15 protein-coding genes are annotated in these 13,790 nt (G+C 71.3%); 5 read left to right on the top strand and 10 right to left on the bottom strand.

Annotated elements, in window-relative coordinates:
- Window positions 1–146: 146 nt before the first annotated feature.
- The 7 genes from rpsO to rimP all read right to left on the bottom strand — a co-directional run bounded on the left by rpsO (window position 147) and on the right by rimP (window position 7,437).
- On the bottom strand, window positions 147–416 hold the full coding sequence (rpsO, locus tag KO353_RS10510) for a 30S ribosomal protein S15 (protein ID WP_218284638.1): 270 nt from the start codon (window positions 414–416) through the stop codon (window positions 147–149).
- 76 nt (window positions 417–492) lie between these two features.
- Window positions 493–1,425, bottom strand: a complete 933-nt coding sequence (gene truB / locus KO353_RS10505) for a tRNA pseudouridine(55) synthase TruB (RefSeq protein ID WP_218284637.1) — start codon at window positions 1,423–1,425, stop codon at window positions 493–495.
- 3 nt (window positions 1,426–1,428) lie between these two features.
- Complete coding sequence (gene rbfA / locus KO353_RS10500; RefSeq protein WP_218284636.1) at window positions 1,429–1,860, bottom strand: 30S ribosome-binding factor RbfA; 432 nt, start codon at window positions 1,858–1,860, stop codon at window positions 1,429–1,431.
- A 22-nt stretch (window positions 1,861–1,882) separates the two neighbouring features.
- Window positions 1,883–4,606, bottom strand: coding sequence for a translation initiation factor IF-2 (gene infB / locus KO353_RS10495; protein WP_218284635.1), 2,724 nt, complete (start codon window positions 4,604–4,606; stop codon window positions 1,883–1,885).
- A gap of 4 nt (window positions 4,607–4,610) precedes the next feature.
- The gene (locus tag KO353_RS10490; RefSeq protein ID WP_218284634.1) at window positions 4,611–5,276 is read right to left on the bottom strand and encodes an RNA-binding protein; all 666 of its coding nucleotides are present in this window, start codon (window positions 5,274–5,276) and stop codon (window positions 4,611–4,613) included.
- Window positions 5,277–5,301: 25 nt separating this feature from the next.
- A complete protein-coding gene (gene nusA / locus KO353_RS10485) occupies window positions 5,302–6,855 on the bottom strand; it encodes a transcription termination factor NusA (RefSeq protein WP_218284633.1) in 1,554 nt (517 codons plus the stop codon).
- Window positions 6,856–6,885: 30 nt separating this feature from the next.
- Window positions 6,886–7,437 (bottom strand): ribosome maturation factor RimP, encoded by a 552-nt coding sequence (rimP, locus tag KO353_RS10480; protein ID WP_218284632.1) that lies wholly within the window; start codon window positions 7,435–7,437, stop codon window positions 6,886–6,888.
- Between the two features lie 190 nt (window positions 7,438–7,627).
- Between rimP and KO353_RS10475 the strand changes: the two genes are divergently transcribed.
- Complete coding sequence (locus KO353_RS10475; protein ID WP_328774317.1) at window positions 7,628–8,281, top strand: MBL fold metallo-hydrolase; 654 nt, start codon at window positions 7,628–7,630, stop codon at window positions 8,279–8,281.
- 25 nt (window positions 8,282–8,306) lie between these two features.
- On the opposite strand, the gene KO353_RS10470 is transcribed toward KO353_RS10475, so the two are convergent.
- Window positions 8,307–9,023: a class I SAM-dependent methyltransferase gene (locus KO353_RS10470; RefSeq protein WP_218284631.1), complete on the bottom strand. Its 717-nt coding sequence runs from the start codon at window positions 9,021–9,023 to the stop codon at window positions 8,307–8,309.
- A 63-nt stretch (window positions 9,024–9,086) separates the two neighbouring features.
- Here KO353_RS10470 and gloB point away from each other — a divergent pair, with 63 nt between their 5' ends.
- The 4 genes from gloB (at window position 9,087) to KO353_RS10450 (ending at window position 12,142) form a co-directional block, all read left to right on the top strand.
- Window positions 9,087–9,842, top strand: a complete 756-nt coding sequence (gene gloB / locus KO353_RS10465) for a hydroxyacylglutathione hydrolase (protein WP_218284630.1) — start codon at window positions 9,087–9,089, stop codon at window positions 9,840–9,842.
- A 5-nt stretch (window positions 9,843–9,847) separates the two neighbouring features.
- A complete protein-coding gene (locus KO353_RS10460) occupies window positions 9,848–10,450 on the top strand; it encodes a glutathione S-transferase N-terminal domain-containing protein (RefSeq protein WP_218287350.1) in 603 nt (200 codons plus the stop codon).
- A 5-nt stretch (window positions 10,451–10,455) separates the two neighbouring features.
- On the top strand, window positions 10,456–10,905 hold the full coding sequence (locus KO353_RS10455) for a cupin domain-containing protein (protein ID WP_218284628.1): 450 nt from the start codon (window positions 10,456–10,458) through the stop codon (window positions 10,903–10,905).
- A gap of 97 nt (window positions 10,906–11,002) precedes the next feature.
- Window positions 11,003–12,142 (top strand): patatin-like phospholipase family protein, encoded by a 1,140-nt coding sequence (locus tag KO353_RS10450; RefSeq protein WP_218284627.1) that lies wholly within the window; start codon window positions 11,003–11,005, stop codon window positions 12,140–12,142.
- On the opposite strand, the gene KO353_RS10445 is transcribed toward KO353_RS10450, so the two are convergent.
- Both KO353_RS10445 and KO353_RS10440 read right to left on the bottom strand, forming a co-directional pair.
- On the bottom strand, window positions 12,139–12,534 hold the full coding sequence (locus KO353_RS10445; RefSeq protein ID WP_218284626.1) for a carboxymuconolactone decarboxylase family protein: 396 nt from the start codon (window positions 12,532–12,534) through the stop codon (window positions 12,139–12,141). The genes KO353_RS10450 and KO353_RS10445 overlap by 4 nt on opposite strands.
- Entirely contained in the window at window positions 12,479–13,651 is a 1,173-nt protein-coding gene (locus KO353_RS10440) for an alpha/beta hydrolase (protein ID WP_218284625.1), read from the bottom strand. The genes KO353_RS10445 and KO353_RS10440 overlap by 56 nt, the downstream gene beginning before the upstream one ends.
- Window positions 13,652–13,790 lie beyond the last annotated feature (139 nt).

Raw genomic sequence — 13,790 nt, 5'->3', positions numbered from 1 at the left:
GGGGTCGATCACCGCCATGCGCAACGGCTTGCCCTTGCGCGCCTCGGCGCAGAGGGCGGTTGCCCGCGCGCCACCGCGGCGCGCGGGAATGGTCAGGCGGCGGGGGAAGCCCGCAGCCATGGTCGGAACGGAGCGTCCGCCCGCCCTCAGCGACGGAGGCCGAGGCGCTTGATGAGCGCGTCGTAGCGCGCCGCGTCCTTGCGCTTGACATAGTCGAGCAGGCGACGGCGCTGCCCCACCATCATCAGAAGGCCGCGGCGCGAGTGGTAGTCCTTCGCGTGCTCCTTCAGATGCTCGGTGAGGTTCTTGATGCGCTCCGAGAGCAGGGCGACCTGCACCTCGGGAGAGCCCGTGTCGCCGGGCTTGGTGGCGTATTCCTTGATGAGCGCGCTGCGGCGCTCGGCCGTGATCGACATCAGGGTTCTCCATCAGACCCGCTTCGCCACACCCCCACCGGCCTGCCATGCCCGCAGGGGCGATTCGAGCGCCGCCTCACTCCGCATGGGAGAGGAGCCGCACAGGGTGCAGCATCCCGTCGCCAAGCCGGCCGAGCGCGAGCGCCTTGCCCCCCGCCATCACGCGCACCAGACCACCGTCCGGGTCGACATCCTGCGGCATCCGGGAGAGGAACGGCACGAGCGACAGGGCTTGGCCGTTCGCCAGCCGGGCGGCCTCCTCCCCCGTCAGGGCCAGCGCCGGGATGTCGGCCAGCGCGGTCTCGACCGGGAGTACGAGGCTCAGGGCCGAGGCGTCTTGCCCGAGCGCGAGCAGTTTGTCCAGCGAAACCGCCTGCGCCTCCGTGAACGGGCCGACCCGACGCCGGCGCAACGCCGCGACATGGCCGACCGTGCCGAGCGCGCGGGCGAGGTCGCGCGCGAGGCTCCGCATGTATACGCCCTTGCCGCTTTCGACCACGAACACGGCCGTGTCGGCATCGGGGCGCGCCACCAGTTCGAACCGGTCGACCTGGGCCGGCCGCGGGGCGAGCTCGACCTCGGCTCCGGCGCGGGCGAGGTCGTAGGCGCGTTCTCCCTGAACCTTCACGGCGGAGAACCGGGGCGGCACCTGCATGATCGTGCCGGTGAAGGCGGGCAGGGCAGCGCGGATCGCCGCATCGGTCGGGCGGACGTCGGAGGTTTCGGTCACCACGCCATCCGCGTCGTCGCTGTCGCGCGCCTCGCCGAAGCGCAGCGTGAACACGTACTCCTTCGTGCCGTCCATCACGTAAGGGACGGTCTTCGTGCCCGCGCCGAGCGCGAGCGGCAGCACTCCGGTCGCGATCGGGTCGAGCGTGCCCGCGTGGCCGACCTTCTGCGCCGCGAGCGACCGCTTCACCGCGTTCACCACATCGGTCGAGGTCAGGCCCGCCGGTTTGTCGATCACGATCCAGCCGTCGATCGGCCGGCCCTTCCGCGTGCGCGGCACGGCTCAGTCCTCGTCGCGACGGGGATCGGCCGGGCGGGGGGAGAGGTCGCGCGCGACCGACGGCGAGCGGATCAGCGCCTCGATCCTGGCGGCGGCGTCGATCGCGGTGTCGGCACGGAAGACGAGGTCGGGCGCGAACTTGGTCCGCACCGCCTGTGCCACCTGCCCGCGCAGGAAAGGCGCGGCGCGCCTCAGCGCGGCGAGGATCACGGAGGGGTCGCCGCCCCCTAGGGGAGTGACGAACACGGTCATGTGCCTGAGGTCGGGCGAGGCGCGAACCTCGGTCACGGTGATCCGCGACACGGCGAGCTCAGGGTCGCGGAAGTCGCCGCGCTCGAGCAGGGCGGCGAGCGCATGCCGAACCTCCTCCGCCACGCGAAGCTGCCGCTGCGAGGGGCCACCGCCGGACGCCCCTCTGGCCTTGCCACCTGACATGCCTTCCTCCCGGCGGAGAGCCTCACGCCGGAACGGTCTCGGTCTCGAAGCACTCGATCACGTCGCCCTCGCGGATGTCCTGGTAGTTCGCGAAGGCCATGCCGCACTCGAAACCGCGCGTCACCTCCCGCACGTCGTCCTTGAAGCGCTTGAGCTGGCTGAGCTCGCCGGTGTGGATCACCACCCCGTCGCGCAACAGCCGCACGCCGGCGCCGCGCTTGACCACGCCCTCCGTCACCATGCAGCCCGCCACCTTGCCGACCTTGGTGATGTCGAACACCCGGCGGATCTCGGCATAGCCCAGGAACTTCTCGCGCTCCTTCGGCGCGATCTTGCCCTTGACGAGGTTCTCGATGTCGGTCGCGACGTCGTAGATGATCGAGTAGTAGCGTATGTCGACGCCGTCGCGGGCGGCGAGGTCGCGCGCCTGGGCCGTGGCGCGGACGTTGAAGGCGACGATCACGGCCGCCGAGGCCTTGGCGAGCTGCACGTCGCTCTCGGTGATCTGGCCCACCGCGCTGTGCAGGACCCGCACCTTCACCTCGTCGTTGCCGAGCTTGAGCACGGTGGCGGCGATCGCCTCGGCCGAGCCCTGGACGTCGGCCTTGACGAGCACGGCGACCTCCTTCTGCTCGCCGGCCTGGATGCGCGCGAGCATCTGGTCGAGCGTGCCGCGCGCCGCCGTCTGGCCGGCGGCCGCCTTCTCGCGCAGCTTGCGCTGGCGGAACTCGCTGATCTCGCGCGCCCGCCCTTCGTCGTCGAGAACGATGAAGGGCTCGCCCGCACTCGGCACAGCCGACAGCCCGAGAATCTCGACCGGCATCGAGGGGCCCGCCTCCTTCACCTGCCGCCCCCTGTCGTCGAGCATGGCGCGCACGCGCCCCCACTCGGCGCCGGCGACGACGATGTCGCCCTGCCTGAGCGTTCCCTTCTGCACGAGAACGGTCGCGACAGGGCCGCGGCCACGGTCGAGCCGGCTCTCGATCACGGTGCCCTCCGCCGGACGGTTCGGGTTGGCCTTGAGGTCGAGCACCTCGGCCTGCAGGAGGATCGCTTCCTCGAGCTTGTCGAGGTTGATCTTCTTCAGCGCCGAGACCTCGACGTCCTGGGTGTCGCCGCCCATCGCCTCGACCACCACCTCGTGCTGCAACAGTTCGGTGCGCACGCGTTCCGGCCGGACGCCCGGTTTGTCGATCTTGTTGATGGCGACGATGATCGGCGCGTTCGCCGCCTTGGCATGGCGGATCGCCTCGACAGTCTGCGGCATCACGCCGTCATCCGCGGCGACGACGAGCACGACGATGTCGGTCACCGAGGCGCCGCGCGCGCGCATCGCGGTGAAGGCCTCGTGGCCTGGCGTGTCGATGAAGGTGATCTTCGCGCCCGAGGACAGCGTCACCTGGTAGGCGCCGATGTGCTGGGTGATGCCGCCCGCTTCGCCCGCCGCCACGTCGGTCTGCCGAAGCGCATCGAGAAGGCTCGTCTTGCCGTGGTCGACATGGCCCATGACGGTGACCACAGGCGGGCGCGGCACGAGCGACGCAGGGTCATCCGCCGGCCGCTCGAGGCCGAGCTCAACATCGCTCTCCGCCACACGCTTCGGCCTGTGCCCGAGCTCGGTGACGACGAGTTCGGCGGTATCGGCGTCGATCGTCTGCGTCACGGTGGCCATGACGCCGAAGCGCATCAGCGTCTTGATCACGTCCGCCCCGCGCACGGCCATGCGGCTCGCGAGCTCCTGGACAGTGATCGCCTCAGGGATCACCACCTCGCGGATCACCTTGAGCTCGCCCGACATCCGGCGCTCGTTCTCCGCCTGGCGGCGCTCGCGCTCGCGCTGCCGACGCAGCGAGGCGATCGACCGGACGCGCTCGTCCTCGTCGGTCAGAACCGCGGCCACATTGACCTTGCCCGACCGGCTGAGGCGGTCGACCAGCGCCTTCTTGGCTGCTCCGAGGGTCGGCCGCTTCGCCGCCCCGCCCGCGCCGCCCGAGCGACGCCCGGGCCGACCCTCGTCGTCCTCGTCGAGGGCGCGGCGGAAGCGCAGCGTGCTCTCGGCGGCGGGCGCCTCGGCAACCGGGCTCGGCGCAGCCGCTGGCGCGACGCCGCGCGCCCGTGCCTCGGCACGCTCGGCCGCCGCGTTGGCGCGGCGCTGCACCTCGAGGTCCTCGGCGCGCGCCTTCGCCTCCTCCTCGGCGCGTCGGCGTGCCTCTTCCTCGGCACGACGGCGGGCCTCCTCCTCGGCACGCGCCTTCGCCTCCTCCTCCGCCCGGCGGCGCGCCTCCTCCTCGGCACGGCGCCGCGCCTCCTCGGCGGCGGAGAGCACACTGATCGACTGCGCTTCGGCCTCGCGCCGGCGCTGCTCGCGCAGCTGCTCCTCGAGCGCCCGGGTCCGGGCGGCGCGCTCCTCGGCCGTGAGCTGCCGCGGCGCGCCGGCGGCCGGGCGCGGTGCGCCGGCCGGACGTGCGAGCGGGGTGCGCGCCGCGCCACCGGCCGACCCGGGAACGGACGGCGCCGCAGGCGGCGCAGCCTGGCCGGCCGGAGCAGCCGCCGGGGCACGGGCGGCCGAAGCGGTGGCGGACGGCAGGACGCGCTTCTTCACCACCTCGACCTGCACGACCTTGCTCCGGCCGTGGCTGAAGCTCTGCCGGATCGACCCGGCATCCACCGTCTTGCCGAGCTCAAGCCGGCCTCGGCTCAAGCTGAGCCTGCCCTTGGCCGTATCCTGCTCGTTCGTGTCGCTCATCCTGTCAGCCGGCCCCGTCTCGGTCATCCGTTGCATCACTCACCGCGCCTTCGCTCGCGGTCTCCCCGCGCATGCCGGCAAGCCGGGCCGACTCGACGGCCACGGCCTGCGCGAGCCGCCCCGGCGCCAGGGCGACATGCACCACCTGCTCGCGGCCGAACACGGCGCCGAGCGCCACCGCATCGAGCGGCGCGACGACAGGAACGGACGCCCCGGCGAGCAGCTTACGCCGCCCCTCCGCCGCGCCATCCCGCGCCGTCACGACCAGCCCGGCACGCCCGGTCATGACCCAGTCGCGTGCCTTGACGAAGCCGCACACCGCCCGCCCGGCACGACGCGCGAGGCCGAGCGTGTCGGCGATCCGCCGTTCCAGCCCCGCGACAATCTGGGCGCCCAGGCCCTCGGGCACCCGAACCTCGGCCTTCGCCGCCCGCGCGAACAAACGCCTCGAACAAGCCTGTTCTAGCACAGCGGCCCTTGCGCTCAACCACATTCCCCGGCCGGGAAGCCGTGCCGCAAGGTCGGGCACCACCATCCCGTCAGGCCCGACCACGAAGCGGATCATGGCCTCCTTGGGCAGAACGGCACGCGTGACGATGCAGCGGCGGAAGGGGCCGTGAACCTCCTCCTCGCCCGGATCCTTTTCGGCCAGAGGCGCCGCTCCGCCCATCGCACCGTCCCGGCGCTGCCCCGCCTCAGTGCTTCGGCCCGGCCCCGCCCGCATCCGACGCCGGCTCCGCCGCACGGTCCTCGCCCTCGAACCAGTGGGCGCGTGCGGCCATGATCACCGCCTTGGCGGTCTCCTCGTCCATCGCCTCCGCCCCGAGGATCTCGATCAGCTCGTCGGAGGCGAGGTCGGCGAGGTCATCGAGGCTTTTGACCCCCTTCTCGCCGAGCTTGACCAGCATCGCCGGCGTGAAGCTTCCCAGGGCCGCGATCTCCTCGGACACGCCGAGCTCCCGGTAGCGTGCGGTGAGCTTGGCATCACGGTCGGCGATGAAGGCCTCGGCGCGCCGCTTCAGCTCGGCCGCGATCGCCTCGTCGAAGCCCTCGATCTCGGCCAGTTCCTCGAGCGGCACCATCACGAGCTCCTCGACGGTGGTGAACCCCTCCGTCACGAGCAGCCCGGCGATCACATCGTCGACATCGAGCGCCTCGACGAACAGAGCCGAGCGACGGCGGAACTCCTCCTGGCGGCGCTCGCTTTCCTCGGCCTCGGTCAGGATGTCGATGTCCCAGCGTGTCAGCTGCGAAGCGAGCCGGACGTTCTGGCCGCGGCGGCCGATCGCGAGCGAGAGCTGGTCGTCCGGCACCACCACCTCGATGCGCCGGTTCTCCTCGTCGAGCACCACCTTGGTCACCTCGGCCGGGGCGAGCGCGTTGACGACGAAGGTGGCCGGGTCGGGCGACCAGGGGATGATGTCGATCTTCTCGCCCTGGATCTCCTGCACGACCGCCTGCACGCGCGACCCGCGCATGCCCACACAGGCGCCGACCGGGTCGATCGAGCTGTCGTGGCTGACCACCGCCATCTTGGCCCGCGAGCCGGGATCGCGCGCCACCGCCTTGATCTCGATGATGCCGTCGTAGATCTCTGGCACTTCCTGGGCGAACAGGCGGGCGACGAAGTTCGGATGCGTGCGGGAGAGGAAGATCTGCGGCCCGCGCGGCTCCTCGCGCACGTCGTAGATGTAGGCGCGCACCCTGTCGCCGTTGCGGAAGCTCTCGCGCGGAATGAGCTCGTCGCGGCGCAACAGCCCCTCCGCCCGGCCGAGATCGACCATCAGGTTGCCGTACTCGGTGCGCTTGACGATGCCGTTGACGATCTCGCCCACCCGGTCCTTGTACTCGTTGTACTGACGCTTGCGCTCGTACTCGCGCACGCGCTGCACGATCACTTGCTTCGCCGTCTGCGCCGCGATCCGCCCGAAATCGATCGGCGGCAGCGGGTCGACGATGAACTCGCCGACCTTGATCCCGGGGCGGATCTTCTGCGCGATCGCGACCGGGATCTGTGTGGCCTCGTTCTCGACGGTCTCTACCACCTCGGTCCAGCGCGAGAGCTTCACCTCGCCGGTCTTGCGGTCGATCGTCGCGCGGATGTCCTTCTCGTGGCCGTACTTGGCGCGCCCGGCCTTCTGGATGGCCTGCTCCATCGCCTCGAGAACCTCCTCGCGGTCGATCGCCTTCTCGCGTGCGACGGCGTCGGCGACCTGGAGAAGCTCGGGCCTGGCGATCGCGATGTCCATTCCGTCCTCGTTCCGTATTCCGTTCCGTGTTCAGTTGCGCGGCCGATCGGGCCGCGTCGCCTCGATCAGCGCGTCGGTCAGCACAAGCCGCGCCGAGCGGATCGCCTCGAGCGGCACGGTCACCTCCCTCCCGTCCTCGAGCCTCAGCCGTGCCGCCGCCGGCACCTCCGCAAGCCCGAGCACCGTGCCCGAGAAACGCCGCCGACCCTCGATCGGAGCGGTGGTCTCGACACGGGCGGCGTGGCCTGCCCAGCGCACCCAGTCCTTGGGCCGTGTCAGCGGCCGGTCGATCCCGGGGGAACTCACCTCGAGCGTGTAGGCGCCCTGGATCGGGTCCTCGACGTCAAGGATCGCCGAGACCGTGCGGCTGATCGCCTCGCAGTCGTCGAGGCCGATCGGTGCCCCGTCGGCCCGGTCGGCCATGATCTGCAGGGTCGGCCGCTCCTTGCCGGAGAGCCGGATGCGGACGATCTCGTAACCCATCGCGGCGATGGGCGGTGCGAGGAGCGCCAGGAGGCGCCCTTCCAGCCCGTCATGGCGTGGCAGCGTATCGGCTTGGTCTGGCGGCGAGGTTTCGGCCAAAGCAAAAAAGGCGGCCCGTGAAGGCCACCCTCCATCAGCGTGGAAGATGTTTGGTGCGCTTCTTCAGATACGCCTCCGGTTCGACGATTGCAAGGCCCGGCCCTGGGCGCGCAGCAGGGGTGGAGTGGGGGTGGACGGGCCACGCCAGAGGGGCGTAGGTCTCGCCGCTCCCAACACCCGGGATCACGCCATGACACTGAAGGCCGCCATCGTTCCCGTCACGCCCTTGCAGCAGAACTGCGCCATCCTGTGGGACCCGGAGACGGGGCAGGGCGCGGTGGTGGACCCGGGCGGCGATTCCGAGTGGGTTGCCGAACGCGTGGCTGCCCACGGCGTCACGGTCGAGCACATCCTCCTCACCCACGGGCATATCGACCATGCGGGCGGCGCAGCCCGACTGAGGCGCCTGCTCGGCGGCGTGCCGATCCTCGGCCCTGGCATCGAGGACCGGTTCCTGCTCGAGGAGCTGCCGCTCGCCGGGGCGCGCTTCGGCATCCTCGACGCCGAGGCGGTGACGCCGGACCGCTGGCTCGCCGAGGGCGACACGATTTCGATCGGCAGGCGTGAGTTTGCGGTGCTTCACTGCCCTGGCCACACGCCCGGCCACGTCGTGTTCGTCGATCAGCCGGGCAAGGTCGCGGTCGTGGGGGATGTGCTGTTCCGCGGCTCGATCGGCCGCACCGACTTCCCCTATGGCGACCACGCGGCGCTCGTCGGCTCGATCCGCTCGAAGCTGTTTCCGCTCGGAGACGACATCGCCTTCCTGTGCGGCCACGGGCCCGGCTCGAGCTTCGGTGCGGAGCGTCGCACCAATCCCTTCGTGGGCGACCGGGCGTTTCCGTAGCAGGCAGGCCGCGACGCCGGCGCTGTCAGCCCTCGGCGGCGACTACCACCCGACGCGCCGGCACCGCCTCGCCAGCCGGGACAGCCGCGTAGAGGTCCTTCGCTGCCTCGATCAGCACCACGCCGCCAAGCCGCGGCGCGACCCGCCGCCCCGCACGCTCCCACGCTCCCGCTCCGCGCAGAAGCCAGCCCCAGCCGAGCGGCGGGCAGTAGAGAGCGGCCTCGCGCCTGACCACTCGGAACATCGACGCGACGAGCAGTCGCTCGAGCTGCCCCTGCGAGTAGGGGCGGCCGTGCCCGAAGGGTGTGGCCTCGCTGTAGGCCCACCAGCCGGTGCGTGACGGTGCGACCACCATCAGCCGGCCGTCGTCCTTAAGGACACGCCAGGCCTCGCGCAGCGCCCGGCGCGCGTTCTCGGCGTGTTCGAGCGCATGGACCATCAGCACCCGGTCGAAGGCAAGGTCGGGGAAGGGGAGCCGATCCTCCTCGGCGACGGTGACGAGCCCCGCCCGGCGCCGCGGCCAGCGGATCGCGCCCATCGAGGCGTAGGCGCAGCCGACCGTTCGGTCGCCCGCTTCGCGCCAGAGGCTGAGATACGGCATCGGGTAGCCGAGGCCGAGCAGCGCCGTTCCCGGAACGATCGGCCAGAGCGAGGCAAGACGCGCCCGGAGCGTGCGCGCGGCGACATGGCCGAGTGGCCCACCATAGAAGCGCCGAAGCTCCTCGACCTCGTGTCCCAGCATGTGCATGGCCCACACCTAGCACGGCGTTGGTCGCCGCGCCGCCGGGTGCTACTCATCGGCGGCATGATCGAGATCGCCCCAATTCCCTGTCTTGCCGACAACTACGCCTGGCTGCTGCACGAGACCGTTCGGGGAGCCACCGCCGTGGTCGATCCCGGCGAGGCGGAGCCGGTGGCGCGCGCTCTTGCCGAGCGCGGCCTGAAGCTCGACCTCATCCTGCTCACCCACCACCACGGCGACCATGTCGGCGGTGTCGCGGCGCTGAAGGCGGCGCATGGCTCTGCCGTGCTCGGCGCGGCAGCCGATGCGGCCCGCCTTCCCGCTCTCGACCGTGGGCTCAAGGAGGGCGACACGGTCGCGCTCGGCGAGGCGATCGCGACAGTGCTCGACACGCCCGGGCACACGCGCGGCCACATCTCGTTCCACTTCCCCCGGGAAGGCGTTCTTGTCTGCGGCGACACGCTGTTCAGCCTCGGCTGCGGCAGGCTGATCGAGGGCACGGCAGAGGAGATGTTCCGCTCGCTCCGTCGCCTCGCCGCCCTGCCGGCGGAGACGCGGGTGCTCTGCGGCCACGAATACACGCTCGCGAACGCGCGCTTCGCCCTCACGGTCGACCCCGACAACGCCGCCCTCAAGGCGCGCGCCGCGGAGGCCGAGGCGCAGCGCGCGCGGGGAGAGCCGACGCTTCCCTCCCTGCTCGGCACCGAACGCGCCGCCAATCCCTTCTTGCGCGCCCCCGACGTCGCAACCTTCGCGCGGCTGCGCGCGCAGAAGGACGCCTTCCGCGAGCCCCCCGCTGCGAGCCGAGGGACGCCCTGATCGTGATGCGGCTCTTCCACTCGCCGGCCAGCCCCTATGTGCGGAAGGTGATGGCGTGCGCCATCGCGCGCGGCATCGAGGGGCGGATCGAACGGGTGCCGACCAACCCGCATCTCTCCCCGCCGGAGCTCGTCGCGCTGAACCCTCTCTCGAAGGTGCCCACGCTCGTCGGCGAGGACGGCGTCGCCTATTTCGACAGCCCGGTCATCTGCGAGTATCTCGACACGATCGGCGAGGCGCCGCCCCTGCTTCCGGCCGCCGGCCCCGCGCGGCTCGCGGTGCTCCGGCAGCAGGCGATCGGTGATGGCATCATGGACGCGGCCGTCGGCCGACGGGGCGAGAGCCTTCGGCCGAAGGAGGAGGCGCGCGAGGCAGTGATGGCGCGGCAGGCGGCAGCGGTCGCCCGCGCCCTCGACCTTCTCGAGCGCGAGGCCGACAGCCTCTCGGGCCCGCTCACGCTCGGGTCGATCGCCGTTGCGGTCGCGCTCGGCTATCTCGATTTCCGTTTCCCGGCCGATCGCTGGCGGGACGGCCATCCGACGCTCGCGACCTGGTACGACAGCGTCGCGAAGCACCGCGCCTTTCTCGAGACCGCCCCGGTCGGCTGACGGGGATGGACCTCCGCAACCCGAGCCTGCGCGCCGAGGAGGTGGTGAAGGCCCTCGGCCTCTCCCCCCACCCGGAGGGCGGGTGGTATCGCGAGACGTGGCGCGACGCCCCCGAGGACGGGTCGCGCGGCGCCGGCACGGCGATCCTGTTCCTGCTCGCGGCTGAGCGGCATTCGCACTGGCACCGGGTGGATGCCGCGGAACTGTGGCTGTGGCACGCGGGGGCGCCGCTTGTGCTCACCCTCTCCCCGGACGGGCACGATGCCGAGGCGCATCTGCTGGGGCCCGATCTCGGAGCGGGGCAGCACCCGCAGCGCCTGGTCCCCGCCGGGTGGTGGCAGACCGCGGCGAGTCTCGGGCGGTGGACGCTCGTCTCCTGCACCGTCAGCCCGGCGTTTCGGTTCGAGGGGTTCGAGCTCGCCCCGCCCGACTGGCGGCCGACGCCGAGGCGGTGACCGGGCACAGGCGCGCGGCTGCGGCCGTTGCGCCGCGCCCGGGGCATGTGCAGGCTCGCGCTTCGGTCGCGCACCGATCCGGCAGGAGAACAGGGCCATGGCACGTCGGCGCATCCTCTCCCTCGACGGCGGCGGCTCTTGGGCGCTGCTCGAGGTCTGGTCGCTGATCCAGGCCTATGGCGCAGAGACGCCCGGGCACGATGTGCTTGCCGAGTTCGACTTCGTCGCCGCCAATTCCGGCGGGAGCCTCGTTCTCGGCGGCCTGCTGATGGACCTCACCCTCGGCGAACTGATGGAGCTGTTCCGAAGCGAGGCGCGGCGGCGGCAGATCTTCGTCGCCGGAGCCTCGCCTCCGGCGCGCTACAGCACCGACGGCAAGCTGGCCGGCCTGCGCGCGATCCTCGGGCCGACTGACCGGCCGTTGCCCGAGGTGGCCTCGCGCACGGGCAATCGCGGGCGCCCTCTGCCGCACGTCCTGATCGCGGCTTATGCGGTGGAACAGGAGAAGGGCGTCCTGTTCCGCTCCGACCTCACCGCGCCGGCGGCGTCGGTCGAGCCCGTCGAGGCGGGGCGCCCGCCCTCGGTGACGCTCGCCGAGGCGATCCATGCCTCCTCCAACGCGCCGATCCTCTATTTCGACGACGCGGCCCGCCTCGCCGCCGGCAATTTCTGGGATGGCGCGATCGCCGGCTGGAACTGCCCCGCCGCCGTGGCGGTGATCGAGGCGCTCGCCTATGGCTGGCAGCCTCGGGAAATCGTCCTGCTCTCGCTCGGCAGCGGGAACGTGCTCGTGCCCGACAAGCGCCTGCCGCCCCCCTCCGACGACCTCGGGCTCAAGCTGCAGCGGCTTTCGCGCGAGGTTGGCATGATGCTCCGCGCGATCCTGAAGGAACCCGCAAGCAGCGCTCCTTTCCACGCGCATGTCATGCTCGGCGGAGCGCTGCCTACGAATCCGCGCGATGCGATCACGGATGGCCCGGTGGTACGGCTGAACCCGATGCCGGGGCCCGCGACGACCGACCCGCCGCATGCCCGCCTCGCGGCGCTCGACATGGACGCGATTGCCGCGGAGGACGTCGCGGTTATCGAGCGCCTAGGCCAGCGCTGGCTCGCGGGCTTCGTGCCGAACGAGCCGGTGCGGATGCAGCGCGCGACCGGCCACCCCGACATCGGCCACCGCACCGCGGCGGAGGCGCTCGCCGCCTGGGCCGCGCTCGCGCCGCGACGGGTGGGCTAGCCGGGGTCGCGATAGGCCGGATCGATCGAAACGTCGTAGGCGTCCGCGAGCCGGTTGGTCTCCGCCGCCATCGCGACAATGGCGAGGAGCTCGCCGCGCATCTCCTCCGTCATGCCTTTCGCCCGCGCCGCCGCTGTGTGGCTCGCCATGCAGTAGGCGCAGCCATTCGCGGTCGAGACAGCGAGAGAGAGCATCTCCTTCGTCAGCGGGTCGAGCACGCCGGGGCCCATCACCTCGCGCAGCGAGTCCCGGGTGCGACAGAGCGTCGGCGGGTGGACAGCGAGGGCCTTCCAGAAATTGTTGACATCCGGAATGTTCCGCGCGGCCTTGATCTCGTCATAGACCGCGCGGACCTCCGGCGGCGCCTCCTCGTACTGGACGAGCCTTGCCATGCTTATGCTCCTCTTTCTTCGCTGCCTTGATGCGGAAGCAGCTCCGCGCGGGGATCCATTCCCGCCCCGTCACCGCCTCCGGCGCCTTGCCCGCGAGCACCTGGCGCACATCGGCGATCACCTCGGCGCGCTTGCGGTAGTACTGGTGGTTCGCGTCCTTCACCGAGCCGGTGGAGGAGACCTCGGTGCAATCGACGAGCGTCACCTTCTGCGGAAGCGAGGTGAGGGTGCGCGGGCCGGTGGCGCCGAGCCGGTCAGGGTTACCCTTCGAGACGTCGCTGATCACGAGCGCGTTGTCGTTGCGCGCGAAATACACATAGACCTGCTCGGCGAGCTCGGGCAGTCGGGCGAGCTTCGTCTCGTGCTCGAAGGCGTTGTTGTCCTCGTCCGCCGCCATCAGGAAGATCGTGTGCAGCACCCGCGGCAGCCGCTTGCCGCCGTAATCCGAGATCAAGGCCTGAAGCGCGTTGCGCAGCGCGTAAGTCCCCATCGAGTGCGCGACGAGATGGATCTTCGCGTGACAGAGATCGATCTTCGGCTCGCGGTTCTCGCGCTGTGCCTTGAGCCTCTCCTTGACCGCCTCGTCCTGGAGGTCCTTCAGGTAGCCAAGGAGCCTCTGCAGCGCGCGGGCGATCGCCTTGGCGGAAGAGCGCGCGTCGTCCCGGTCGGAGGCGTAGCTCAGGAACGGAACGACCTTGCCGTCCGCCGGCCAGGAGAACATCGCCGTCTCGATGGGGAAGGATCTCGTTCCCCAGGCCGTCTTGATCGCGGCGGCGTTCGAGAGGGCGTTCCGGAAGTCGCAGGCAAAGCCATGCAGCATCAGCACGAGGTCGGCCTCGTTGTCGATCAGGCGCTGCCTGAGGCCCTCGAACACCGCATCCGACCCGAGCAGGACCGTCTCGCCGTCCGCGCCCGGGGTGCCCGGAATGTTCTCCGGCGCGACGTCGAGCCTCGCGATCCGGAACGGGGTCTCCCCCCTCCTGTCGGGTTCCATGTCGGCGGCGCCGTAGCGGAGCCAGAGCGGCGATTTTGGATTCAGCCGCGGGCCGAACCCGGTGACAACGCCGTTCTCGACGATCTCCTCGCGGTTGGTCGCGAAGTGGACGCGCACCGCCATCAGCCCCTCCCGTCACTGCATTCGTCCCGGGAACGATACGGCGCCGTAGCAGGGGCGGCAATCTCGTCCTGAACGTGGCGGAGCGGCGGCGAGCGGCCGCGCCGGCGCGTGTCCTGCCGCGCGTGCTGCCCTCCTCCCT

It is taken from the genome of Elioraea tepida, assembly GCF_019203965.1.
GTDB classification, from domain to species: domain Bacteria; phylum Pseudomonadota; class Alphaproteobacteria; order Acetobacterales; family Acetobacteraceae; genus Elioraea_A; species Elioraea_A tepida.
This window is presented reverse-complemented; position numbering and strand designations above follow the sequence as displayed.